Origin of the sequence: Streptomyces sp. WM6378 (assembly GCF_001279695.1) — a bacterium.
Lineage (GTDB): Bacteria > Actinomycetota > Actinomycetes > Streptomycetales > Streptomycetaceae > Streptomyces.
On sequence record NZ_LGDD01000188.1, the window covers coordinates 46970 to 69830 of the forward strand.

24 protein-coding genes are annotated in these 22861 nt (G+C 70.5%); 12 read left to right on the top strand and 12 right to left on the bottom strand.

Going from position 1 to position 22861, the window contains the following annotated elements; genetic code table 11:
- Positions 1-16 precede the first annotated feature (16 nt).
- From ADK54_RS16435 to miaA, 4 genes are all read right to left on the bottom strand, one after another.
- Positions 17-2101 (bottom strand): RelA/SpoT family protein, encoded by a 2085-nt coding sequence (locus tag ADK54_RS16435; protein ID WP_053726387.1) that lies wholly within the window; start codon positions 2099-2101, stop codon positions 17-19.
- Positions 2102-2308: 207 nt separating this feature from the next.
- On the bottom strand, positions 2309-3172 hold the full coding sequence (gene dapF / locus ADK54_RS16440) for a diaminopimelate epimerase (protein ID WP_053726388.1): 864 nt from the start codon (positions 3170-3172) through the stop codon (positions 2309-2311).
- Between the two features lie 77 nt (positions 3173-3249).
- Positions 3250-3828: a hypothetical protein gene (locus ADK54_RS16445; protein ID WP_420717321.1), complete on the bottom strand. Its 579-nt coding sequence runs from the start codon at positions 3826-3828 to the stop codon at positions 3250-3252.
- Between the two features lie 107 nt (positions 3829-3935).
- The gene (gene miaA / locus ADK54_RS16450; RefSeq protein ID WP_053726423.1) at positions 3936-4874 is read right to left on the bottom strand and encodes a tRNA (adenosine(37)-N6)-dimethylallyltransferase MiaA; all 939 of its coding nucleotides are present in this window, start codon (positions 4872-4874) and stop codon (positions 3936-3938) included.
- A gap of 182 nt (positions 4875-5056) precedes the next feature.
- Here miaA and ADK54_RS16455 point away from each other — a divergent pair, with 182 nt between their 5' ends.
- Both ADK54_RS16455 and ADK54_RS16460 read left to right on the top strand, forming a co-directional pair.
- On the top strand, positions 5057-5341 hold the full coding sequence (locus tag ADK54_RS16455) for a hypothetical protein (RefSeq protein WP_063801991.1): 285 nt from the start codon (positions 5057-5059) through the stop codon (positions 5339-5341).
- 21 nt (positions 5342-5362) lie between these two features.
- Positions 5363-5605 (top strand): antitoxin, encoded by a 243-nt coding sequence (locus ADK54_RS16460; protein ID WP_053726390.1) that lies wholly within the window; start codon positions 5363-5365, stop codon positions 5603-5605.
- A 74-nt stretch (positions 5606-5679) separates the two neighbouring features.
- On the opposite strand, the gene ADK54_RS16465 is transcribed toward ADK54_RS16460, so the two are convergent.
- Together ADK54_RS16465 and miaB are read right to left on the bottom strand one after the other, a co-directional pair.
- Entirely contained in the window at positions 5680-6381 is a 702-nt protein-coding gene (locus ADK54_RS16465; protein WP_053726391.1) for a class III extradiol dioxygenase subunit B-like domain-containing protein, read from the bottom strand.
- A gap of 71 nt (positions 6382-6452) precedes the next feature.
- Positions 6453-7940 (bottom strand): tRNA (N6-isopentenyl adenosine(37)-C2)-methylthiotransferase MiaB, encoded by a 1488-nt coding sequence (gene miaB, locus ADK54_RS16470; RefSeq protein WP_053726424.1) that lies wholly within the window; start codon positions 7938-7940, stop codon positions 6453-6455.
- 69 nt (positions 7941-8009) lie between these two features.
- Here miaB and ADK54_RS16475 point away from each other — a divergent pair, with 69 nt between their 5' ends.
- Positions 8010-9005 carry a TAXI family TRAP transporter solute-binding subunit gene (locus ADK54_RS16475; RefSeq protein ID WP_053726392.1) on the top strand — a complete coding sequence of 332 codons (996 nt, stop codon included), beginning with the start codon at positions 8010-8012 and terminating at the stop codon, positions 9003-9005.
- A 149-nt stretch (positions 9006-9154) separates the two neighbouring features.
- Here ADK54_RS16475 and ADK54_RS16480 read toward each other — a convergent pair whose 3' ends face one another.
- Together ADK54_RS16480 and ADK54_RS16485 are read right to left on the bottom strand one after the other, a co-directional pair.
- Positions 9155-10558, bottom strand: coding sequence for a sensor histidine kinase (locus ADK54_RS16480; RefSeq protein ID WP_053726393.1), 1404 nt, complete (start codon positions 10556-10558; stop codon positions 9155-9157).
- A 15-nt stretch (positions 10559-10573) separates the two neighbouring features.
- Positions 10574-11275, bottom strand: a complete 702-nt coding sequence (locus tag ADK54_RS16485; RefSeq protein WP_053726394.1) for a response regulator transcription factor — start codon at positions 11273-11275, stop codon at positions 10574-10576.
- Between the two features lie 303 nt (positions 11276-11578).
- Here ADK54_RS16485 and ADK54_RS16490 point away from each other — a divergent pair, with 303 nt between their 5' ends.
- From ADK54_RS16490 to ADK54_RS16520, 8 genes are all read left to right on the top strand, one after another.
- The gene (locus ADK54_RS16490; protein ID WP_053726395.1) at positions 11579-12364 is read left to right on the top strand and encodes an amino acid ABC transporter ATP-binding protein; all 786 of its coding nucleotides are present in this window, start codon (positions 11579-11581) and stop codon (positions 12362-12364) included.
- Between the two features lie 114 nt (positions 12365-12478).
- Positions 12479-13399 carry a glutamate ABC transporter substrate-binding protein gene (locus ADK54_RS16495; protein ID WP_053726396.1) on the top strand — a complete coding sequence of 307 codons (921 nt, stop codon included), beginning with the start codon at positions 12479-12481 and terminating at the stop codon, positions 13397-13399.
- Between the two features lie 94 nt (positions 13400-13493).
- Positions 13494-14141: an amino acid ABC transporter permease gene (locus tag ADK54_RS16500; RefSeq protein ID WP_053726397.1), complete on the top strand. Its 648-nt coding sequence runs from the start codon at positions 13494-13496 to the stop codon at positions 14139-14141.
- A complete protein-coding gene (locus ADK54_RS16505; protein ID WP_053726398.1) occupies positions 14138-15052 on the top strand; it encodes an amino acid ABC transporter permease in 915 nt (304 codons plus the stop codon). The genes ADK54_RS16500 and ADK54_RS16505 overlap by 4 nt, the downstream gene beginning before the upstream one ends.
- A gap of 143 nt (positions 15053-15195) precedes the next feature.
- Entirely contained in the window at positions 15196-16869 is a 1674-nt protein-coding gene (locus ADK54_RS16510) for an FAD-dependent monooxygenase (protein ID WP_078966426.1), read from the top strand.
- Between the two features lie 202 nt (positions 16870-17071).
- Positions 17072-17143, top strand: coding sequence for a putative leader peptide (locus ADK54_RS48555; RefSeq protein ID WP_309544753.1), 72 nt, complete (start codon positions 17072-17074; stop codon positions 17141-17143).
- A gap of 125 nt (positions 17144-17268) precedes the next feature.
- The gene (locus tag ADK54_RS16515) at positions 17269-17796 is read left to right on the top strand and encodes a cysteine dioxygenase (RefSeq protein ID WP_234392097.1); all 528 of its coding nucleotides are present in this window, start codon (positions 17269-17271) and stop codon (positions 17794-17796) included.
- Positions 17793-18200, top strand: coding sequence for a rhodanese-like domain-containing protein (locus tag ADK54_RS16520; protein WP_078966427.1), 408 nt, complete (start codon positions 17793-17795; stop codon positions 18198-18200). The genes ADK54_RS16515 and ADK54_RS16520 overlap by 4 nt, the downstream gene beginning before the upstream one ends.
- 8 nt (positions 18201-18208) lie before the next feature.
- Here the strand turns inward: ADK54_RS16520 and recX are convergent, their stop codons facing one another.
- The 4 genes from recX to ADK54_RS16540 form a co-directional block, all read right to left on the bottom strand.
- Entirely contained in the window at positions 18209-18832 is a 624-nt protein-coding gene (gene recX / locus ADK54_RS16525) for a recombination regulator RecX (RefSeq protein WP_078966428.1), read from the bottom strand.
- Positions 18833-18834: 2 nt separating this feature from the next.
- Positions 18835-19956: a recombinase RecA gene (gene recA, locus ADK54_RS16530; RefSeq protein WP_053726401.1), complete on the bottom strand. Its 1122-nt coding sequence runs from the start codon at positions 19954-19956 to the stop codon at positions 18835-18837.
- A gap of 246 nt (positions 19957-20202) precedes the next feature.
- On the bottom strand, positions 20203-21303 hold the full coding sequence (locus tag ADK54_RS16535) for an AI-2E family transporter (RefSeq protein ID WP_053726425.1): 1101 nt from the start codon (positions 21301-21303) through the stop codon (positions 20203-20205).
- 286 nt (positions 21304-21589) lie between these two features.
- On the bottom strand, positions 21590-21784 hold the full coding sequence (locus ADK54_RS16540; protein WP_053726402.1) for a DUF3046 domain-containing protein: 195 nt from the start codon (positions 21782-21784) through the stop codon (positions 21590-21592).
- Between the two features lie 80 nt (positions 21785-21864).
- Here ADK54_RS16540 and ADK54_RS16545 point away from each other — a divergent pair, with 80 nt between their 5' ends.
- Entirely contained in the window at positions 21865-22797 is a 933-nt protein-coding gene (locus ADK54_RS16545) for a hypothetical protein (protein ID WP_053726403.1), read from the top strand.
- The last annotated feature ends 64 nt before the right edge of the window (positions 22798-22861 follow it).

Sequence of the window (22861 nt, forward strand, 5' to 3'; positions counted from 1 at the left end):
ACGAGGGGCGTGCTGCTCACCCCGCGGCCGCCGGATGCTGCGCCCGGCTCACGTCGTACACCCCCGCCACGTCGCGCATGGCCCGCATGAGGGCGGGCAGCCCGGCGGCGTCCGGGAGTTGGAGGGTGTAGGTGTGGCGCACCCGTTGTTCGCTGGGGGGTTCCACCGTGGCCGAGACGACGGCCGCGTCGGCGCCGGCGATGGCCTCCGTCAGGTCGGCGAGGAGCCGGGGGCGGCCGAAGGCCTCGGCGACCAGGGTGACCCTGCACTCCGCGACGTCCCCCCAGCGCACCTCCACGGGCGCGCGGCCCACGGCCTTCATGCGGGCGACGGCCGGGCACTCCTGGCGGTGGACGGTCACCGCCGCGCCGCGTACCGAGAACCCGGTGACCACATCGGGCGGCACGGGGGTGCAGCAGCCGGCGAGACGTACCGTCACATCGGGCAGGTCGGTCACCGCGTTGGCGGCCGCGCGCCGGTCGGCCGGGACGTTGACCTGCGGCCGGGGCGCCGCGGCCGGCACCTTGACGCCCTCCGGGTTGACCGCGAGCCAGCCGCTGATCGCGATCCGCGCGCCCGGGGTCCTGGCGTGGTCGAGCCAGTCGGCGGAGGGGCCGGAGGCGGCGTCCTGGGCGAGCAGGGGCTGCACGGTGTCGCCGTCGTTCAGGACCGTACTGAGCGTCGCCAGGCGGCCGTTGACGCGGGCGCCGATGCAGCTGTGGGCGTCCTCGCCGTACTGCGCGTACGCGGCGTCCACACAGCTCGCGCCGGCCGGCAGGACCAGGGTGTGGCCGTCGGCGCAGAAGACCGTGATCTCGCTGTCCCCCGCCAGTTCCTCGCGCAGGGAGGACCAGAACGTGTCCGGGTCGGGGGCGTTCTGCTGCCAGTCGAGGAGGCGGGAGAGCCAGCCGGGCCTCGTGGGGTCCTCGCGTTCGTCGCCCGCCTGCTGCGCCCCGTCGCCGGGGCCGCCCGCGTAGGGGTTGCCGAGCGCGACGACGCCGGCCTCGGCGACCTTGTGCATCTGGTGCGTACGGATGAGGACTTCGGCGACCTCGCCGCCCGGGCCGACGACCGCCGTGTGGAGCGACTGGTACAGGTTGAACTTGGGCGAGGCGATGAAGTCCTTGAACTCGGAGACGACCGGCGTGAAGCAGGTGTGCAGTTCGCCCAGGACCGCGTAGCAGTCGGCGTCCTCGGCGACCAGGACGAGCAGCCGGCCGAAGTCGCTTCCGCGCAGTTCGCCGCGTTTGAGCTGCACCCGGTGCACGGAGACGAAGTGGCGTGGCCGGATGAGGACTTCGGCGCTGATCCCGGCCTCGCGCAGCACCCCGCGCACGCCGTCGGCGATGCCGGTGAGCGGGTCGACGGTGCCGGAGTTGGCCGCGATGAGGATCCGGGTGCGCTCGTACTCCTCGGGGTGCAGGATCGCGAAGACCAGGTCCTCCAGTTCGGACTTGAGGGCCTGCACGCCGAGGCGTTCGGCGAGGGGGATCAGAACGTCCCTGGTGACCTTGGCGATCCGGGCCTGTTTCTCGGGCCGCATCACACCGAGGGTGCGCATGTTGTGCAGCCGGTCGGCCAGTTTGATCGACATCACGCGTACGTCGTCGCCGGTGGCGACCAGCATCTTGCGGAAGGTCTCCGGTTCGGCCGCGGCTCCGTAGTCGACCTTCTCCAGTTTGGTGACGCCGTCCACCAGATAGGTGACTTCCTCGCCGAATTCGGCCCGTACCTGATCGAGTGTCACTTCGGTGTCCTCGACGGTGTCGTGGAGGAGCGACGCGGTCAAGGTGGTGGTCTCTGCACCCAGTTCGGCGAGGATCAGCGTCACGGCCAGCGGATGCGTGATGTAGGGCTCGCCGCTCTTGCGGAACTGGCCGCGGTGGGACGTTTCGGCAAGGACGTACGCCCGGTGCAGCACGGCCAGATCGGCGTCGGGGTGGTGGGCCCGGTGCGCGTCGGCCACATGGCCGATGGCGTCGGGCAGCCGGTCCCGGGAGACCGGGCCGAGCAGTGCCGCGCGACCCAGCCGGCGGAGGTCGATCCTGGGGCGGCCGCGTCGGCGGCTCTGAGCACCAGGATTTGTGGCCTCTGCACTCATGGGGCACCTCCGGCAGCATCGACCGGTGGTGGAGGGACCGGCGTGCCCCTCCGGACCGGTGCTTGATGCTACCGACCCCACCACGTGGCGCAGTCCCGCTCTCGCTCAGCGTGAACCGGATCACCCATTCGAGCGAAGGTTCAGGACACGGCCGTTTCGATCCCGGCGGGGCCGATCATGGTGCGGCAAACGCCTTCGGATGCCGGGTCAGGCGGTCAGCAGCGACGGGTCGATGACGCCTTCGGCGACGATCACCGCGGGTCCGGTCATCTCGATCTCACCGTCCGGGTACTCGGTGATGACCAGGGTGCCGCCGGGAAGGTCGACCGTGTACGTGGCCGGGGTGCCGGTGACCGCCGGGTCCGCCCCGTCCCTGCGTGCGGCGGCGACGGCGACCGCGCAGGCGCCGGTGCCGCAGGAGCGGGTCTCGCCCGCGCCCCGCTCGTGGACCCGCATCGCGACGTGTGCGGGGCCCCGGTCCACGACGAACTCGATGTTCACGCCGTCCGGGTAGACCTCCGCCGGGCTGAACGGGGGCACCGAGCGCAGCTCTCCCGCGTGCTCCAGGTCGGCCACGAAGGCGACCGCGTGCGGGTTGCCCATGTTCACGTTGCGCGCGGGCCAGCTGCGGCCGTCCACGCTGACCGTGACCCCGGCCTCGGGGAGCAGGGCGCGCCCCATGGAGACGGTGATCTCACCACCCTTGGCGACGTGCACCTTCTTGACCCCGCCGCGGGTGGCGACGGCAAGGTCGCCCTCCTCGACGAGCCCGGCACGCTCCAGGTAGCCGGCGAAGACGCGCACCCCGTTGCCGCACATCTCGGCGATCGAGCCGTCGCCGTTGCGGTAGTCCATGAACCATTCGGCCTCGCCGGCCATGGCCTTCGCCTCCGGGTGGGCCGCGCTGCGCACCACGTGGAGCAGGCCGTCGCCGCCGATTCCGGCCCGGCGGTCGCAGAGCCTGGCCACGACGGGCGCGGGCAGGTCGAGGGCGTTGTCCGGGTCGGGGACGATCACGAAGTCGTTCTCGGTCCCGTGGCCCTTGAGGAAGGCGATCGGCGAAGTGTTCACGCGTCAATCGTACGGGGACGCACTGACAGCGGGCCGGGACGGCGGTCGTGAACTGCGGTTACCGACCTGAGGCGGGCTCAGCGGAGCCGGGCCACGCGCCAGACCGCGAGCGCGACGACGACGCCGGCGACACCCACGTACAGGGCGAGGACCCGCCAGTCCGGCCGCTCCTTGGAGCCCCGGGTGGGCAGCCCCGGCCAGGTGTGGCCGACGCGGCGCGCGGCCATCATGCCCCAGCCCGCGGCGCAGCAGCTGATGAGGAGTCCGAGCATGGCCACGACCGGTCCGCCGTCGCCGAACTCGAAGGCCAGGGGGAACGCGAACATGAGCGAGCCGAGCGCCGCGAGCATCACGATGGGGGCGAGCTGCCAGATCCTCAACCGGCGCTGTGGGCGCAGTTCGACCTCGACCTCACCACCGTCGGAGACCGCTCCGACGGAGCCGTCCTCCGGCCCGTCCGGGCTCAGTCCCGAGGCGCCGAGCACCGCGGAACCCAGCGCGGACGAGGTCGCTTCCGGGGCGCGCGCGGTGTCGTCCGCGCCTTCGGCGGATTCCGCTTGCGCGGTGTTCGGGGTCGCTGAACCGTGATCCGTCGAGCGCTGGCGCGCGGTGTCGTCCCGCGATCCTTGCTCTCTGTCCCGAGGGCCGGCCTCCATCGCCACGCGCCCTCCCAACTCGGACTCCACTGGTCGATCGACGATTGATGATGGCACGCGCGAGAGTGCCGCAATGACCGGCGGAGCGTCCCGATGCCATCACGTGATCAGGCTGTAACCGCTCGTTCGACCAACGCCAGCGCCTGGTGCGGGAGTTCCTCGCGGTGCTCCACGGCGCCGCTCAACCAGTGGACGCGTGGATCGCGCCGAAACCAGGAGTCCTGGCGGCGCGCGAAGCGCTTGGTGGCGCGCACGGTTTCGGCGCGCGCCTCGTCCTCGGTGCACTCGCCGGCGAACGCCGCGAGGATCTGCTGGTAGCCGAGCGCCCGTGACGCGGTACGCCCCTCGCGCAGTCCGCTTTCCTCCAGCGCCCGCACTTCTTCGATCAGTCCCGCTTCCCACATCCGGTCGACGCGCAGCGCGATCCGCTCGTCGAGCTCGGGGCGGCCGACGTCGACGCCGATCTGGACGGTGTCGTACACCGATTCGTGCGTGGGGAGATTGGCCGTGAACGGCCGGCCGGTGATCTCGATCACTTCGAGGGCGCGGACGATGCGGCGGCCGTTGCTGGGCAGGATCACGCGGGCCGCCTCGGGGTCGGCGGCCGCCAGCTGGACGTGCAGGGCGCCGGGGCCCCGCACCTCCAGCTCGCTCTCCAGACGGGCGCGCACTTCGGGGTCGGTGCCCGGGAAGTCGAGCACGTCGATCGCTCCGCGCACATAGAGTCCGGATCCGCCGACGAGGACGGGGGTGCGCCCTTCGGCGAGCAGCCGGTCGATCTCGGCGCGGGCGAGCTTCTGGTAGCTGGCGACATTGGCCGGTTCCGTCACGTCCCAGATGTCGAGGAGGTGGTGCGGGATGCCGCCGCGCTCGTCGAGCGTCAGCTTGGCGGTACCGATGTCCATCCCCCGGTAGAGCTGCATGGAGTCGGCGTTGACGACCTCGCCGCCCAGCTGCTGGGCGAGGAAGACGCCCAGATCGGACTTTCCGGCCGCTGTCGGGCCGACGACGGCGATGACCCGCGGTGCGGGAGCTGCACTTCTCACGGTCACAGTCTCGCAAACCTCCCCGGCCCTCCTCGAACGAGCTACGTGACGGGGCGCCGCTGGCTTCGTTGCCTGTTGCGAGGTTCCGAGCGCCGGTTTGTTGACCGGTGCCGCCGGGCGACGCAATGAGGCGCTCCGGTTGGCGCGGGATTTCGCCCACACGAGTACGCTATGGAGTAGATATGGGCGTTTTTTCAAGGTTTCGCCGTAAGGCCGATGCGGCTGTCGCGGAGTCGACCGAGGAAGTGAAGGCCGCCACGCCGACGGCGGAGCCGGAGACTGAGAGTGGCACCGACACCTCGGCGGACTGCACGGCCGCCGAGGCTTCCGAGGTGTCCGAAGCATCCGAGGAGACCGAAGCGGCGGAGCCCGCCGAGCCCGCCGCCGCCGAGGGGGTCGAGATCCCCAAGCAGCAGTCGGCCGAGGAGGCCGCGGACAGCGAGGCCGGCGAAGGCGCCCGCAAGTAGTCCCACGAGGGAAGGTGCCCCATGGGTTTCCTGGACACTTTGAAAGCCAAGCTGGCCCCGGCCAAGGACAAGGTCTCGGACCTCGCGCAGCAGCACGGGGACAAGATCGACCACGGCCTGGACAAGGCCGCCAAGCTGGTCGACGAAAAGACCAAGGGCAAGTACAGCGACAAGATCGAGTCGGGTACGGGAAAGGCCAAGGAAGCCCTGGACCGCATCTCCCACAGGGACGGTGGCGGCACGCCGCCGACGTCCGCCTCCTGAACCGCGCGCGCCGGAGGGCCGTGGAGCTGCCTGCTCCACGGCCCTCCGCCGTGTCCTCTTGGGAATTCTGGGTTTCAGGACCAGACGCCGACGAAGTAGCCGACTCCGTAAGGCGCGTCCTCGTAGAGCAGCCGTCCGGCGAGACGGGCGTCGCCGCCCGCGCCGGCGAGCACCTGCCAGGGTGCGCGTCCCGCCACCTTCAGCTCGTACGCCAGCCGGTCGTCGAGGCCCATCAGGGTGCTGGTGTCGGCCGCGCCGAGGGCGGCCGACGCGACCTGGTCGAAGCTCGCGGCCCGCTCGTCCAGGTAGCCGGGCGCCTTGAGGGTGCGGCAGGCGCTGCCGTCGCCCATGACGAGCAGGGCGACGCGGGCGGCCCTGGCCGCGAGGTCCCTTCCGGTGCCGATGCAGGGCCCCGGTTCCAGTTGCTCGGCGACGGCGAGCCCCTCGACGGGGGCGTCCGCCCAGCCGGCCCGCTCCAGGAGCCAGGCGCCGACCGTCAGCGACAACGGAAGCCGCTGTCCGCCGGCTTCACCCGGCCCGAGGCGTACGGAAACGTCCACGCCGAACCCGGCGAAGGAGCCGACCGCCCCTTGCCGGAAGGTGCCTCCCTGCTCCGCCGGGCCGACCACGACCAGGAGGTCGGGCCGGGACGCGGCGAGGACGCCGACCGCGTCGGCACAGGCGTCGCGTGCCGCGTCGAGTTCCGGCGCGGCGCCCGCGGCGACCTCGGGTACCAGGAGGGGCGGGCAGGGGCAGACTGCTGCGGCTACGAGCATGATCCGCAGCCTAGCCCCGTTGCGGCGGCCCGGCCCCGCCGTCCGGACTCGGCGGCGGGGACCGTGCGGGCTCAGAGGACCGAGCAACCGCCCGTGGGCTCCGGCAGCGGGGCCGGGGCGCCGATCGACGGCAGGCCGAGCATCACGCCGGCCGACTTCTCGGCGGGGGCCGCGTTGCGCTTCTCCCAGGCGTCGCCCGACCGGGTACGGCGCACCGAGGTCGTCGGACCCTCGGCGAGCAGGTGGTGCGGGGCCGCGTAGGTGATCTCGACGGTCACCACGTCGCCCGGGCGCACCTCCTGATCCGGCTTGGTGAAGTGGACCAGACGGTTGTCGGGGGCGCGGCCGGAGAGGCGCTGGGTGGAGCCGTCCTTGCGGCCCTCGCCCTCGGCGACCATGACGTCCAGAACGCGGCCGACCTGCTTCTTGTTCTCCTCCCAGGAGATCTCTTCCTGGAGGGCGGACAGGCGCATGTAGCGATCCTGAACGACGTCCTTGGAAATCTGTCCGTCCATGGTCGCCGCGGGCGTTCCGGGGCGCTTGGAGTACTGGAAGGTGAAGGCGTTCGCGAAGCGGGCCTCGCGGACCGTGTGCATGGTCTGCTCGAAGTCCTCCTCGGTCTCGCCGGGGAAGCCCACGATGATGTCGGTCGAGATGGCGGCGTGCGGAATGGCGGCGCGCACCTTCTCGATGATCCCGAGGAAACGCTCCTGCCGGTACGAGCGGCGCATCGCCTTGAGGACCGTGTCCGAGCCCGACTGAAGCGGCATGTGGAGCTGCGGCATCACGTTCGGCGTCTCGGCCATGGCGGCGATCACGTCGTCCGTGAAGTCACGCGGGTGCGGCGAGGTGAACCGGACCCGCTCCAGGCCCTCGATGTTGCCGCAGGCGCGCAGCAGCTTGCTGAAGGCCTCGCGGTCGCCGATGTCCGAACCGTAGGCGTTGACGTTCTGCCCGAGCAGCGTGATCTCGGAGACGCCCTCGCCGACCAGCGCCTCGATCTCGGCCAGGATGTCGCCGGGACGGCGGTCCTTCTCCTTGCCGCGCAGCGCCGGGACGATGCAGAAGGTGCACGTGTTGTTGCAGCCCACCGAGATGGACACCCAGGCCGCGTACGCGGACTCGCGGCGGGTCGGCAGCGTGGACGGGAACGCCTCCAGGGATTCGGCGATCTCGACCTGAGCCTCCTCCTGGATGCGGGCGCGCTCGAGCAGCACCGGCAGCTTGCCGATGTTGTGCGTGCCGAAGACGACATCGACCCAGGGGGCCCGCTGCACGATGGTGTCGCGGTCCTTCTGGGCGAGGCAGCCGCCCACGGCGATCTGCATGCCGGGCCGCTTCGTCTTCATCGGGGCGAGCCTGCCGAGATTGCCGTACAGCTTGTTGTCGGCGTTCTCCCGCACCGCGCAGGTGTTGAAGACGACGACATCGGCATCACCGTCGGCGCCCTCGGGCGCGCGGACATATCCGGCCCCCTCAAGGAGGCCGGACAGCCGCTCGGAGTCGTGGACGTTCATCTGGCACCCGTAGGTGCGCACCTCGTAGGTCTTCGCACTCATCTCGTACACCAGGGTACGGGGCCCGCCGCCCCCTGGTCCTCGCGGGCGATGAACTGGCAGGATCCAGCCATGCTCCCCGTTCTGTCCCGGCTCGGCCGCCGTCGCGTCCTGCAAGGGTCCGCGGCCGCCGTGGTGGCCGTCGGGCTGCTCCTGTGGTGGCTGATGCCGTTCGGCAGCCGGTCGCCCGCGGGAAACATCGACTTCAGTACGGGCGTCCGCACCGGGGTCTACCAGCGGTACGGCGAGCTGCTCCAGCAGGCGCTGGCCAGTGATCTGCCGGACGTGCACGTCAACCTCCGCACGAGCCAGGGTTCGCAGCAGAACCTCCAGCGCCTGGCCGACGGCATCTCCGACTTCACCATCGCCACGGCCGACTCCGTCGACAAGTTCCGCAAGGACAACAAGCCGGGCGCGGACCGGCTGCGCGGCTGCGCGCGGCTGTACGACGACTACGTGCAGCTGGTGGTGCCCCAGGACTCGCCCGTGCGCTCGGTGGCGGATCTGCGCGGCAAGCGGGTCGCCGTCGGGCAGGAGGGCTCCGGGGTCCGGCTGCTCGCCGACCGGCTCCTGCCGGCCGCCGGGCTGAACCCGCAGAAGGACATCACTCCCGTCCCCGCGGGCATCGACACCATGCCCGACCTGCTGCGGAACAAGCAGATCGACGCCTTCTTCTGGTCCGGTGGGCTGCCTACCACGGCCGTCCTCAAACTGTCCGAGGCGTACCCCATCCGGCTTGTCCCGCTCGCCGACCTGGTGTCGGCCCTGCACAAGGCGGACGGCAGCACCGGGTACTACCGGGCGGCGACGATGCCCGCCGACGCCTATCCCAAGGCGCAGCGGGGCGTCCCGGTGCCGACGATCGCCGTGGCCAACCTGCTGGTCACCACGGACCGCACGGACGCGGCGCTGACCGAGGGGTTCACGCGCACGGTGATAAACAGCCGCGACCGCATCGGGCGTGAGGTGCACGCGGCACAGCTGGTGGATCTGCGGACGGCGATCTATACGGATCCGCTGCCGTTGCACGACGGGGCGCGGAACTACTACCGGTCGGTCAAGCCCTGACGACCGGTGGCGGTCAGAATCTGACTGCTGACCGCTGAACCCTGAAACCCGAAGACCAAGAGCTGAAATCTGAAAGCTGAAATCTGTCAGCCGTCAGGTGTCGGTCACCCCGTGGCCGCTGACCGCCGTCAACCGCCCGCCCCCGGCCCTCACGCCCCCGGTCGCGTACGCGGCACGGTGACCGTCACGCGCAGGCCGTGCGGGTCGTGGTGGGCGTAGGCGATGGTGCCGCCGCCTGCCGCGAGCAGGGCGCGGGAGATGGAGAGGCCGAGGCCGGAGCCCTTGATGTTCTGGTGGCGGCCGGCGCGCCAGAAGCGGTCGCCGATGCGGCCCAGTTCCTCGTCGGAGAGGCCCGGGCCCCGGTCGGTCACCGTCACGGTGGCCCGGGGGCCGTCGACGGCGACGGTGACCCGCACGTCCTCGCCTTCGGGGGTGAATTTCAGCGCGTTGTCGATCACGGCATCCAGCGCGCTGGAGAGCGCCACCGGGTCCGCCCAGCCGGTGGCGGCGGTCGAGCCGTCCGCGATCAGCCGTACGCCCTTGTCCTCGGCGAGCGGCCGCCACGCGGCGACCCGCTCCGTCACGAGCGCCCCCACGTCGGTGAGTTGGAGGTCGGCCGCGGCGTGCTCGGCCAGCGCCAGGCCCAGGAGGTCGTCGAGTACTTGGGCGAGGCGCTTGCCCTCGGTGCGGACCGAGGCGATCTCCTCGTTCCCTTCGGGGAGTTCGAGCGCGAGGAGCTCGATGCGCAGCAGCAGGGCGGACAGCGGGTTGCGCAGTTGGTGCGAGGCGTCGGCGACGAAGGCGCGCTGCTGTTCGAGCACCTCTTCGACGTTGTCGGCCATCTCGTTGAACGAGTGGGCCAGCCTTCTGAGTTCCGGGGGCCCGCCGGCGGCAGCGACGCGCGATTTCATGCGGCCGGTCGCGATGTCGTGGGTGACGGCGTCCAGGACGCGTACGGGCCTGAGCACCCAGCCGGTGAGCCGGAACGCGGCGCCGACCGCGAGGAGCATGGCCGCCAGTTCACCCGTCACGATGAGGAGCCAGCCGTGCAGGGTGCCCGAACGCATGCTGCCGGTGGGCGAGTCGGTGACCACGACCGCGATCACGTCGCCCTCGCGCACGACGGGCGAGGCCACCACCAGGCGGCCGCGCTGCCACGGCCACACCTGGGCCGGGTCGTGGCTGCGGCGCCCGGCGAGGGCCTCCTGGAAGGCCATGTGTCCCTCGCCCTTGGCGGGCACGCTCCAGCCCGTGGGGGCGCTCGCCATGGCGGTGCCGTTGCGGAAGAAGACGCCCGCTCTGATCCCGTACAGGGTCGAATAGCGGGTGAGTTCCTCCTCCAGGGTGGTCAGCCGTTCCGCGCTGTTGGTGTCGTTGCCGTCGGGGGCCGTGACGAACTGGGCCAGCGCCGCGAAGCGCGCGGTGTCGTCGATGCGGTCGATGACCACCCGCTGCTGCTGGGCGTGGGCCACGCTCAGGGCGAGCGGGAAGCCGAACGCGACCAGGACGAGCGCGAGCAGGAAGATGAGCAGCGGGAGGAGTCGGGTGCGCACCGGGCTTCTCGGGCCTCAGATGGCGGCCGGCGCGACGAGGCGGTAGCCGACGCCGCGCACGGTCTCGATCAGTGCCGGCATGCGCAGTTTGGAGCGCAGGGAGGCGACGTGCACTTCGAGGGTGCGGCCGGTGCCTTCCCAACTGGTGCGCCACACCTCGCTGATGATCTGTTCCCGGCGGAAGACGACCCCGGGGCGCTGGGCGAGGAGTGCGAGCAGGTCGAACTCCTTGCGGGTCAGTTGGACGCTCTCGCCGTCGACGCTGACCCGGCGGGTGGGGAGTTCGATCTGCACGCGGCCCAGGCGCAGTTCGGCCTCGGCCGACTCGGGGCGCGCGCCCGGCGGCGGGCGCCGGATGACCGCGTGGATACGGGCGATGAGCTCACCGGTGTCGTACGGCTTGACCACGTAGTCGTCGGCGCCCAGGTTCAGCCCGTGGATGCGTGAACGGACGTCGGCGCGGGCGGTCACCATGATCACGGGGATGGAGGTGCGCTTGCGGATCTTGCCGCAGACCTCGTAGCCGTCCTGGTCGGGCAGTCCTAGGTCGAGCAGGACCACCCCGAAGGGTGGTTTGGCGCAGCGCTCGTCAGGAAGGAGGGCCTGCAGCGCCTCTTCCCCGTTGCGGGCGTGCTTCACCTCGAAACCATGCTTGGACAGCACGGCGGACAGGGCGGCGGCGACGTGGTCGTCGTCTTCGACGAGCAGCAGTCTCATGGCCCCCCTCCCTGGATGTTCCTGGGCCTTTCGGGCCCTTGTGGCCTTTCGGTCCGAACGTTCATCGGCCGCTTCACGGCATGTACCCCCGAATCCACGCCCATGGTCGCCACTCCGGTCAAGGGGGCGCCCGCCCCTGCGCATCATCCGTTACGGAGCCGGTATTCCGCCGGGGTGTGCGCTCACCCAGAGTGCTTCCACGCAACCGGATCGTTATGCTCAAGTTCCGCTCAGATGTAATGACGCTGGTCACAACTCACCACTACGTTCCTCCCCAACCGAGGAGGACGGAGCAAGAAGCCGATGAGCGGAGTATCAGTGGCCAGGGGGACCGAGGACGCCGTACCAGCGTCGGGTGACCTGGTCGTGCTGAACAACGTCAACAAGCACTTCGGCGCGCTGCATGTGCTCCAGGACATCGACCTGACCATCGCCCGTGGCGAGGTAGTCGTCGTCATCGGGCCCTCGGGGTCCGGGAAGTCCACGCTGTGCCGCACCATCAACCGCCTGGAGACGATCGATTCCGGGGCGATCTCGATCGACGGCCGGCCGCTGCCCCAGGAGGGCAAGGAGCTGGCGCGGCTGCGTGCCGATGTCGGCATGGTCTTCCAGTCGTTCAACCTCTTCGCGCACAAGACGGTCCTTGAGAACGTCATGCTGGGCCAGGTGAAGGTCCGCAAGGCCGACAAGCAGGCCGCCGAGCAGAAGGCCCGCGCCCTGCTCGACCGGGTCGGCGTGGGCACCCAGGCCGACAAGTACCCGGCGCAGCTCTCGGGCGGTCAGCAGCAACGCGTCGCGATCGCACGGGCGTTGGCGATGGACCCGAAGGTGATGCTCTTCGACGAGCCCACATCGGCGCTCGACCCGGAGATGATCAACGAGGTTCTCGAGGTCATGCAGCAGCTGGCGCGGGACGGGATGACGATGGTCGTCGTCACCCACGAGATGGGCTTCGCCCGCTCCGCCGCGAACCGGGTCGTCTTCATGGCCGACGGCAAGATCGTCGAAGAGGCCACGCCGGACCAGTTCTTCAGCAACCCGCGCAGCGACCGGGCCAAGGACTTCCTGTCGAAGATCCTGCACCACTGACGAGAGCCGGCCGGCAGTCGACTGGCGTGTGCCGCCCGATGGTCGGCATCGCCCGGTGACGCCTGCCGGCCGACCGATGACGACCAACGACCAACGACGCAAGGAATGTTCGCCATGATGCTCCGCAAGTCCGCCGCCGTCGCGGCGATCGCCGTGCTCGCCCTGACCGCGACCGCCTGTGGCGGCAAGTCCGGCTCCGCCGGTGACAAGCAGTCCGCCCAGCCGGGCTCCAGCGGCGCACCGCAGCTGCCGACGTACACCGTCGCCTCCAACGTCACCCTTGACTCGCCGACCTTCAAGGCGGCCAAGGCGCGCGGCAAGCTGGTCATCGGCTCCAAGGCCGACCAGCCCTACCTCGGCTTCGAGGACCAGTCGACCAAGGAGCGTTCCGGCTTCGACGTCGAGATCGCCAAGATGGTCGCCGCCGACCTGGGCTTCAAGCCCGACCAGATCGAGTGGAAGACGGTTGACTCCGGCGTCCGCGAGACCGCGATCTCCAAGGGCCAGGTCGACTACTACGTCGGCACCTACACGATCAACGACAAGCGCAAGAAGCAGGTCGGCTTCGCGGGTCCGTACTACAAGGCCGGCGCCGACCTGCTCGTCCGCAAGGACGACACCTCGATCACCGGCAAGGACACCGTCAAGGGCAAGAAGGTCTGCTCGATCGTCGGCTCCACGCCGCTCCAGGAGATCAAGAAGCCCGAGTACGGCGCGTCCGTCGTCGAGCTGTCCAAGTACTCGGACTGCGTGCAGCAGCTCCTGTCCAAGCAGGTCGACGCGGTCACCACCGACGACGCGATCCTCAAGGGCTATGCCGCCAAGAACTCCGGCAAGCTCCGCGTGGTCGGCAAGCCGTTCACCGAGGAGCCGTACGGCATCGGCATGAACAAGGACGACAAGGCGCTGCGCGACTTCATCAACACCTCGATCGAGAAGCACGAGCAGGACGGCACCTACAAGAAGATCTACGACGCCACGCTCGGCCTTTCCGGCTCCAACTACCAGGCCCCGCCGGCCGTCGTCCGCTACTGATCGACCCCGCTCGACGCGCCCCGTACGCAGTACGGGGCGCCACGGCCCCGCCCCGCCCGATCCCCCAGCCGCTGCCCGCCGACGCGGAGACCCCATGAACGTACTGCTCGACCATTTCGCGGAGTTCCGCGACGGCTTCATAGGCACTGTGGAGATCACCGCCGTCAGTTCGGTCATCGCCCTGGTCCTCGGACTGCTGCTCGCCGGTTTCCGGGTCTCTCCCGTGCCGCCGCTGCGCTTCTTCGGCACCGCTTGGGTGACGCTGCTGCGCAACACCCCGTTGACGCTGCTCTTCCTGGTCTTTTTCTTCGTCGTGCCGGAGATCTTCTTCCCCGGCATGAGCCCGTTCCTGCTCGGTTCGCTCGCGCTCGGCTTCTATACCGCGTCCTTCGTCTGCGAGGCCGTGCGGTCCGGCATCAGCACGGTGCCGCTGGGGCAGGCCGAGGCCGCCCGTTCGATCGGCATGAGTTTCACGCAGACGCTGCGCCTGATCGTGCTGCCGCAGGCCACCCGGACGGTCATCCCGCCGCTGAGCTCGATCTTCATCGCGCTCACCAAGAACTCCGCGATCGCGGGCGCCTTCAGCGTCACCGAACTGTTCGGCTGGCAGAAGCTGCTGAGCGAGGACGGGTACGACATCGTCCCCGTGTTCATCTGGGTCGCCCTGGGCTATCTGATCGTCACCTTCGCGATGAGCGGTCTCTTCCGTCTTCTTGAGCGCCGCATGGAGGTCGCCCGATGAGTGCCAGCGTTCTCTACGACGCCCCCGGCCCGAAGGCTGTCGTACGCAACCGGATCTACGCCGTCGTCGGTTCCCTCGCGCTGATCGCGCTGATCGCCGTCGCGATCGTCCGCCTCGCGGACAAGGGCAACCTCGACTACGAGATGTGGGACATCTTCAACTACGCGGGCATCCGGCAGAACATCGCCGACGCGGTGCTCGCCACCCTCAAGGCGTTCGGTCTCGCCGCCATCGGCTCGCTGGTGCTCGGGCTGGTGCTGGCCGTGGCCCGGCTCTCCGACCACAAGCCGGTCCGCTGGGCGGCCACCGCTTTCGTAGAGCTGTTCCGTTCCATCCCGCTGCTCATCACGATCTACGCGGTCTGGGTCGGCTTCCTGACCGACTACTCGATGTGGGCGCTGGCTCTCGGCCTGTCGATCTACAACGGCTGTGTGCAGGCGGAGGTGCTCCGCGCGGGCGTCAACTCCGTGCCCAAGGGGCAGCGCGAGGCGGCGTACGCGCTGGGCATGAGCAAGTCGCAGGTCATGATGAGCGTGCTCATGCCGCAGGCTGTCCGGGCGATGCTGCCGACGATCATCAGCCAGCTTGTCGTCACCCTCAAGGACACGTCGCTCGGCTTCATCATCCTGTACCCGGAGCTGCTCCAGACGGCGCGTCTGATCGCGAGCAACACCCAGGTCAACGGCCAGTACCCGTACGTCTCGACCATTGTCGTCATCGGCTCCATCTACGTGGCGATGTGTCTGGTGCTCTCCGCGCTCGCGACCTGGATCGAGAAGAGGGGGCGCAGGGCGAAGACCGGCATCGCGATGGGGGCGGCCGCTGCTCCGATCGCGGCCGCCGGCCCGGGCGCCGTTCTCGTTGCCGAGGGGACCGATGGTCCCGACGTGGCGCCTGCTACGACGAACTGACGGCATATGAGGCAGCGACGACTCCGTCGCTGCCTCCGTCACTTGACGCAAGCACGCGCAGTGGGTTGCATACGTTCTGTGATCGTGCACCGGGTTCCCCGCGCCACCTGCAAGCCGTCCCGACCCGCCTCGGGAGCCACGCCGTGGACCCGGTGATCGTCGTCGGCGCCGGTCCGGTGGGACTGGCGCTGGCCCTCTCGCTCGCGGCCCAGGGCGTGCCGTCGGTGGTCCTCGACGAGGGCCCGGGCAAGGACGAGCCCCGCCAGGTCCGCACGGTCGTCCTGCGCCCGGACATCGCCTCGTTCGTGGCGGGCCTCGGCTGTACGACGGTGCGCGACGAGGGTGCGCGCTGGGTCGCCTGGCGGTCCATGAGGCGCGGTCGGCTGGTGCGCCACGTCAGGTTCGGCGAGTCCCTGGACGACGGCCCCTCGCCGGTGCACATCCCGCAGCACGCCCTGACCCGCGGGCTGCACGACGCCCTTGCCGCGTCCGGTCTCGTACGGGTGGTCACGGACAGCCGCCTGGACACGCTGGAACAGGACGCGCAGGGCGTCTCCGTCCACACCTCGGGGCCCGGCGGAACCTGGTGGCGCGGCAGCTATGTGGTGGGCTGCGACGGTGCCCGGTCCACCGTTCGCAAGCTCCTCGACGTCCGTTTCGCCGGCCGTACGGCGGTGGAGCGTCAGGCAGTCGTGGCCCTGCGCACCGAACTCCCCTGGCCGGGCGAGGCGTTGCTGCACCGGCTGCCGCCCTGGCGGGCCAGTGGCGACGAGGTGACCGCCCGCCCCCTCCAGGACGGCATCTGGCGGCTGGACTGGCTGCTTCCGCCGCGCGCCGAACTGGTCACGCCCGACGCTCTGATGGGCCGGATCCGGGACACGCTCGCGGGCTGGTGCGGGCCGACGCCGCCGTACGAACTCCTCGACACCGGCGTCCACACCGTGCACCACCGCCTGGCCCGGCGCTGGCGGGTGCGCCGCGCGTTCCTCGCGGGGGACGCCGCGCACCTGCTGGGCGCGCTCGGCACACAGGCCCTGGACGAGGGCCTGCGGGACGCCCAGAACCTCGCCTGGAAGCTGGCCCAGGCCTGGCACCACGGGGCTTCAGAGGTGTTCCTGGACAGCTATCAGACGGAACGGCGGTCGGCGGTCGCGGCGCGGCTGCGCGCGGCCGACCAGTCGTTGCCGATCCTGCGCGGTGGTGCGGGGCCGCGCGGCTGGATCCCCGGGACCACCCGCGGCCACGACGCCCTGGTGACCGACGGACACTTGGGGCGGGGCCCGCTCGGCGCGCCCCCCGCGTACCCGCACTCCCCCCTCACGCCCCCGTACACCGAGTCGCACATCCCGGTCGGCACGGGGTTGGGCGCACCGGCCGCCGACATCTGCGTCACGGCCCCCGACGGCTCGACCGCCTCCCTGCGGGACCGGCTCGGCAAGGGCAGGCTCCTGGTCGTCCTGGTCGCCCCGGGCACCGGCGTCTGGGACCGCCGCCACTGGCTCACGGCCGGGGTCATGCCCCGCCTGGCCGCCGCGGTGTCGGCGCTGCCGCTGGACGCGGAACTGCTGGTCGCCGAGGACTATCCCGGCGCCCCCGCCCACGCCGTCCTTCTCGTACGCCCCGACGGGCACCTGGCCGCCGCGTTCAACGGGGTACAGCCCACGCAGTTGTACGCCGCGGCCGAGGCTGTGCGGGGAGAGGCCGGCCGGGGCCAGCCGGGTGCCGGGGCGGGTGCGGGTGCCGGGGGTGCGGGGGCTGATGCTGGTGCTGGGGTGGGGGTTGAGGAGACGGAGGGGCGGACGGCTGACATCAAGTGATGTCTGTCGGCTGTTGCCTGGAGTTGGCCGCCTGAAATCTGTCAGCTGAAATCTGTCAGCCGCGATCCGCCGAGTGACGGCTGACGTTGGGGGTGCCCGCGTCGTCGACTGCCTACCGGCTGCCGTCCGTCATCCGTCATCCGAGCACTGATTGACCGACGCAGGCGCACATGGTCTACTCCGGAACGTGACCGACACCGATGTGCGCCTGTGGCGGAGGGTCCATATGGACCTCGTCCGCTATGCGGGCTGCGTGTGTCGTCCGTCCTGCTGATTCGCCTTTTCCTTCGCGCCGTGCCGCCGCGCCCTTGAGGCGCTGTTGCCGTACGCGCGCATTCGCGAACTTCCTCAGGACGGTCCTCCGTGTCTCTTTCCGTAAGCACATCTGTCACTACATCCGTGCCCGCTCCCGCCGCCACACCCGGATCCGGCTCCGCGCCGACCGAGGCGGACCTGCTCGACTTCGCCCTCCGTACCGCCGCCGACGCCGCACTGGTCGCCTCACTGCCCCTCGACGAAGAGGGGCGCACCTGGATTCGTCTCGACGGGCCGGGCGGCAGTGAGGCCTGGCTGATCGGCTGGCCGCCCGGCACCGGTACGGGCTGGCACGATCACGGCGGTTCCCACGGCGCCTTCGCCACCGCGGCCGGCGCGCTGCGTGAGGACTCGCTGGCGGCCCGGCTGCCCACGGAGGGCTGGAAGACCCTGGAACTCGCCGAAGGGATCGACCGTTCACGGCAGTTGGGGACGGGAAGCAGCCGGGCCTTCGGGCCGCACCATGTGCACGAGGTGAGGAACGAGTCGGGGGCCGAGCACGCGATCTCGGTGCACGCCTACTATCCGCCGCTGCCTCTGATCCGGCGTTACAGCCGGACGGGCGCGGTGCTCCGCATCGAGCAGGTCGAGCGTCCGGAGGACTGGCAGTGAGTGCGGAGCGTACGCGACCGGTGGGGATCGACGACCTCCTCGACCGGGTCAGGGTCGGCTTGGACCGGGTGACGGCCGAGGAGGCCTTCGCCGAGGCCGCCGACGGGGCGCTCCTGGTGGACATCCGGTATGCGGCGCTGCGCGACAGGGACGGGCTGATTCCTGGCGCCCTGGTCGTCGAGCGCAACGAACTGGAGTGGCGGCTCGATCCGCAGGGCAGCCATCGCGCCGCCGAGGCGACCGGCCACGATCTGCGGGTGGTGGTGATCTGCAATGAGGGGTACGCGTCGTCCCTCGCGGCAGGGTCGCTGCGGCAGTTGGGGCTGCACCGGGCGACCGACCTGATCGGCGGCTTCCAGGCGTGGCGCACAGCGGGGCTGCCGGTCACGGCCGCCACCGCCTGACCGGCGACTCACATCTCGTACAGGTCGTCCGCGTTTTCGCCCTCCTGCTCCAGTGCCTGGCGGACCACTCTGAGGGCCATGCCCTCCGGGTAGCCCTTGCGGGCGAGCATGCCGGCGAGGCGGCGGAGCCGGCGGTCGCGGTCGAGGCCGCGCGTGGAGCGGAGTTTGCGCGCCACCAGTTCGCGCGCGGTCTCCTCCTCCTGGTCGGAGTCGAGCTGGCCGACGGCCTCGTCGATGACCGACGAGTCGACGCCCTTGGTGCGCAGTTCGCGGGCCAGCGCTCGGCGGGCGAGCCCGCGCCCGTGGTGGCGGGACTCCACCCAGGCGTCGGCGAATGCCGCGTCGTTGATCAGTCCGACTTCTTCGAAGCGGGAGAGGACCTCTTCGGAGACCTCGTCGGGGATCTCCCGCTTCTTGAGGGCGTCGGCGAGCTGTTTACGGGTCCGGGGGGTCCCGGTGAGCAGGCGCAGGCAGATTGCCCGCGCCCGCTCAGCCGGGTCCTGCGGCGGCGGCTCCTTCTCGGCCCTCGACGAGTCGGTGCCGTCGCCCGCTCCATCCGGGCCGCCCCGTCGGGAGCGAGCCCGCCCGGGGCCCGGCTCCTCGGGGTCGGCCCATTCGGTCCTGCGGGTCACCGCTAGCTCTTGGCAGCGGCGGCCTTGGCCGTCTTGGCCTTGGTGGCCGGGGCCGGAACCGCGGCCGCGTCAGCCGCCGGGGCGGTCTCGGCGGCGTCCTTGCCGGGCTCGGCCGTCGGCTCCTCCGGCCGGACACCGACGCCCAGCTTCTCAAGGATCTTCTTCTCGATCTCGTTGGCGAGGTCGGGGTTGTCCTTCAGGAAGTTGCGGGCGTTCTCCTTGCCCTGGCCGAGCTGGTCGCCCTCGTACGTGTACCAGGCGCCCGCCTTGCGGACGAAGCCGTGCTCGACGCCCATGTCGATCAGGCCGCCCTCGCGGCTGATGCCCTGGCCGTAGAGGATGTCGAACTCGGCCTGCTTGAAGGGCGGCGCGACCTTGTTCTTGACGACCTTGACGCGGGTGCGGTTGCCGACCGCGTCCGTGCCGTCCTTGAGCGTCTCGATCCGGCGGATGTCGAGACGTACCGAGGCGTAGAACTTCAGCGCCCGGCCACCGGTCGTGGTCTCGGGGGAGCCGAACATCACGCCGATCTTCTCGCGGAGCTGGTTGATGAAGATCGCGGTCGTCTTCGACTGGTTGAGCGCGCTGGTGATCTTCCGGAGCGCCTGGCTCATCAGGCGGGCCTGCAGACCCACGTGCGAGTCGCCCATCTCGCCCTCGATTTCCGCGCGCGGCACCAGGGCCGCCACGGAGTCGATGACGATCAGGTCGAGCGCGCCGGAGCGGACCAGCATGTCGACGATCTCCAGCGCCTGCTCGCCGTTGTCCGGCTGCGACAGGATCAGGTTGTCGATGTCGACGCCGAGCTTCTTCGCGTACTCGGGGTCGAGGGCGTGCTCGGCGTCGATGAAGGCCACCGAACCGCCGAGCTTCTGCGCGTTCGCCACCGCGTGCAGGGTCAGGGTCGTCTTGCCGGAGGACTCCGGGCCGTACACCTCCACCACACGGCCGCGCGGCAGGCCGCCGACGCCGAGCGCCACGTCGAGCGCGGTCGACCCGGTGGGGATGACCTCGATGGGCTCATTCGGCCGCTCGCCCAGGCGCATCACCGCGCCCTTCCCGAATTGCCGTTCAATCTGTGCGAGCGCGGCGTCGAGCGCCTTCTCGCGGTCAGTTCCTGCCATGGGTTCCACCCGATTTGCTTGAGTCGATCGCTTCACGTCAAAGACGCTAACCCCTGCCACTGACAATGGGCCCCGACGTCCTTCCAGCCTGTGGATAACTCCACCGGAAACGCGGTGGAACCCGCGCAAACACAGGGCCGGACTCCCATGAGAATGGATGTTCGATTTTACTGTCAAGCACACCGCGCGAGGCGGAGCGCTTCGTTCCCACTCGCCCATCAATCGCGACAAATAGGAAATTCCAGCCTACGACCCCGCCTCGGGCACCACCGTGGGGCCCTGGCCGCGCGACTGGTGCCTGCCGTGCACCCGCGGGTCGTCCGTCACGTCGTACCGCTTCACGTAGGCGCCGAGGAACGCCTGCAGCGTCGCGACCGCCGGGATCGCGATGAGGGCGCCGACCGCGCCCATGAGGGCCGTGCCCGCGATCACCGAGCCGAACGCGACGGCGGGGTGGATGTCCACGGTCTTCGCGGTGAGCTTGGGCTGCAGCATGTAGTTCTCGAACTGCTGGTAGATCACCACGAATCCGAGCACCCACACCGCGTACCAGGGGTCCACGGTGAAGGCGATCAGCATGGGGAGCGCGCCGGCCAGATACGTGCCGATGGTGGGGATGAACTGGGAGACCAGGCCCACCCAGACCGCCAGCGCCGGAGCGTAGGGAACGCCGAGGATCTGCAGCAGGACGTAGTGCGCGATGCCGGAGACGAGCGCCATGAGGCCGCGCGAGTAGAGGTAGCCGCCGGTCTTGTCGACCGCGATCTCCCAGGCCCGCAGCACCTCCGTCTGCCGGGCCGGCGGCAGCACGGAGCAGATCGCCCGGCGCAGCCGGGGCCCGTCGGCGGCGAAGTAGAACGAGAACAGGAAGATCGTCAACAGCCGGAAGAGGCCGCCGAGGACGGTCGCGGAGACGTCGAGCACGCCGGTCGCGCTGTTCTGGACGTACTTCTGCAGCCAGTCGGAGTGCAGCAGGCTGTCGCGCACCTCGACCCGCGAGAGCTCCGTGTGGAAGGTGTGGTTGACCCAGTTGATCACCGAGTCGAGGTACTTGGGGAACTGCTCGACCATGTCGACGATCTGCCCCGCCAGCATCGAGCCGAGCAGCACGACGAAGCCGATCGTCGCGATCGTCAGGGCGAGGAAGACCAGGAACGTGGCCACGCCCCGGCGCATTCCGCGGGCCGCCATCCGGCCGACGGCGGGTTCCATGGCGAGCGCGACGAAGAACGCGATCAGGATGTTGATCAGCAGACCGATGAGCTGGTGGAAGGCCCAACTGCCCAGCTGGAAACAGGCGTACAGGGCGAGCACGAGCACTGCGGCGCGCGGCAGCCAGCGGGGCATGCGTGCGGTGGCGGCGAGCCTGAGGGGGCTCGTCGGAGGTTCGCCGGAGGCGGGCGAGTCGTCGCGCGGGCCGCTCGCCTGCCGGGTTTCGCGGTCGTCCGCCCGGTCGGCTTCGCGGTCGTCAGTGTTGATCTCATCAGTCGGTGCCACGGAGCAAGTCTCGCCCATGTGTCCGACAGCGGGCCGCCACACCGGTTCCTGCCGCCTGGCGGTGACCGCCCCGTCACCCGGAACCGCGCCCTTCACCCGAAAGGCGGCACCCCGTACGCCCCCGGAGGGGCCGCCGTCACCGCCTGTCGGCGGGTACGTCCATGGCGGCGCAGACCGCCCGCCAGACGTCCTTCGCCTCCCAGCCCGCGTCGAGGGCCTCGTGCACGGTGCGCCCGCCCAGTTCCGTCATCACATGGTCACGCGCGAAGGAGTCCGCGTACCCGGCGCCGAAGTGGTCGGCCATCCGCTCCCAGAAAATCGTCAACCGCATGACTCAAGTATCCCGCCCCTGAGAGTGCAGCCCCGGCGGTCGGGCCTGCTCGCGGCTCTGTGGGCCCTACCGTCTGAAACATGGCTGGTTCCGGGGCATCCCCCCACTCCCCCGACTCACCGCTGGCACGCGCCGAACACTTCGTCTGGCTGACAGCCAGGGTGCTCGAACAGCGCCGGTTCGCCTACCACTTCCTCGGCAAGGACGCCGACGCCGTCGAGGCGGCGCTCTCCGCCTATCAGGGTGACGACGGCGGCTACGGCCACGCCCTCGAACCCGATCTGCGCGGGCCCGTCAGCCAGCCCCTGCACACCGCGCACGCGCTGCGGGTCCTGGACTCGGTCGGCCGGCTCGGCGGTCAGCGCGTGGAGCGGATGTGCCGCTACCTGACGGACATCTCCACGAAGGACGGCGCGCTGCCCGCACTGCACCCCTCGCAGCACGGCTATCCGGCGGCGCCGTTCGTCCCGATCGTCGACGACCCGCCCAGCGCCCTGCTGACCACCGGCCCGGTGGTCGGGCTGCTGCACCGCAACCAGGTGTGGCACGCGTGGCTCTTCCGGGCGACCGACTTCTGCTGGGCCATGGTCGACTCGCTGGAGACGTCGCATCCTTATGAGGTCGAGGCGGCCGTCGCCTTCCTGGACGGCGCCCCCGACCGTTCCCGGGCCGAGGCGGCCGCGGACCGGCTCGGCCGGCTCGTCAGGGAGCAGGGCCTCGCGGTGCTCGATCCGGCCCGGATCGCCGACTATCCGGTCGCCAAGGGGTACGCCCTCGGCGAGCGCCACTTTCCGCACCACTACGCGGCCGTGCCCGAGTCACTGGCCCGCCGCTGGTTCACCGACCAGGAGATGCAGCGCTCGCTCGATCATCTGGAGGCGGAGCAGGAGGAGGACGGCGGCTGGCCGATCCACTGGCGTGCGTGGGCGCCCGGCACTGCCCTGGAGTGCCGCCCCATGGTGACGATCGAGGCGCTGCGCACGCTGCGCGCCCACGGCCGCGCCATCGGGTGACCCCGGCGGCGCCTCACAGACGGCTGGAGGGGCGGACGGGGCGGCGTACGAGCCCGCCCCGCCC

What these genes read in the sequence shown, in the direction of transcription:
- ADK54_RS16435 (WP_053726387.1), bottom strand. Translation starts at nt 2,101, where the DNA reads ATGAGTGCAGAGGCCACAAATCCTGGTGCTCAGAGCCGCCGACGCGGC.
- ADK54_RS16445 (WP_420717321.1), bottom strand. Translation starts at nt 3,828, where the DNA reads ATGGAGGCCGGCCCTCGGGACAGAGAGCAAGGATCGCGGGACGACACC.
- ADK54_RS16455 (WP_063801991.1), top strand. Translation starts at nt 5,057, where the DNA reads ATGGGCGTTTTTTCAAGGTTTCGCCGTAAGGCCGATGCGGCTGTCGCG.
- ADK54_RS16460 (WP_053726390.1), top strand. Translation starts at nt 5,363, where the DNA reads ATGGGTTTCCTGGACACTTTGAAAGCCAAGCTGGCCCCGGCCAAGGAC.
- ADK54_RS16465 (WP_053726391.1), bottom strand. Translation starts at nt 6,381, where the DNA reads ATGCTCGTAGCCGCAGCAGTCTGCCCCTGCCCGCCCCTCCTGGTACCC.
- miaB (WP_053726424.1), bottom strand. Translation starts at nt 7,940, where the DNA reads ATGAGTGCGAAGACCTACGAGGTGCGCACCTACGGGTGCCAGATGAAC.
- ADK54_RS16475 (WP_053726392.1), top strand. Translation starts at nt 8,010, where the DNA reads ATGCTCCCCGTTCTGTCCCGGCTCGGCCGCCGTCGCGTCCTGCAAGGG.
- ADK54_RS16485 (WP_053726394.1), bottom strand. Translation starts at nt 11,275, where the DNA reads ATGAGACTGCTGCTCGTCGAAGACGACGACCACGTCGCCGCCGCCCTG.
- ADK54_RS16490 (WP_053726395.1), top strand. Translation starts at nt 11,579, where the DNA reads ATGAGCGGAGTATCAGTGGCCAGGGGGACCGAGGACGCCGTACCAGCG.
- ADK54_RS16495 (WP_053726396.1), top strand. Translation starts at nt 12,479, where the DNA reads ATGATGCTCCGCAAGTCCGCCGCCGTCGCGGCGATCGCCGTGCTCGCC.
- ADK54_RS16500 (WP_053726397.1), top strand. Translation starts at nt 13,494, where the DNA reads ATGAACGTACTGCTCGACCATTTCGCGGAGTTCCGCGACGGCTTCATA.
- ADK54_RS16505 (WP_053726398.1), top strand. Translation starts at nt 14,138, where the DNA reads ATGAGTGCCAGCGTTCTCTACGACGCCCCCGGCCCGAAGGCTGTCGTA.
- recA (WP_053726401.1), bottom strand. Translation starts at nt 19,956, where the DNA reads ATGGCAGGAACTGACCGCGAGAAGGCGCTCGACGCCGCGCTCGCACAG.
- ADK54_RS16535 (WP_053726425.1), bottom strand. Translation starts at nt 21,303, where the DNA reads ATGCCCCGCTGGCTGCCGCGCGCCGCAGTGCTCGTGCTCGCCCTGTAC.
- ADK54_RS16540 (WP_053726402.1), bottom strand. Translation starts at nt 21,784, where the DNA reads ATGCGGTTGACGATTTTCTGGGAGCGGATGGCCGACCACTTCGGCGCC.
- ADK54_RS16545 (WP_053726403.1), top strand. Translation starts at nt 21,865, where the DNA reads ATGGCTGGTTCCGGGGCATCCCCCCACTCCCCCGACTCACCGCTGGCA.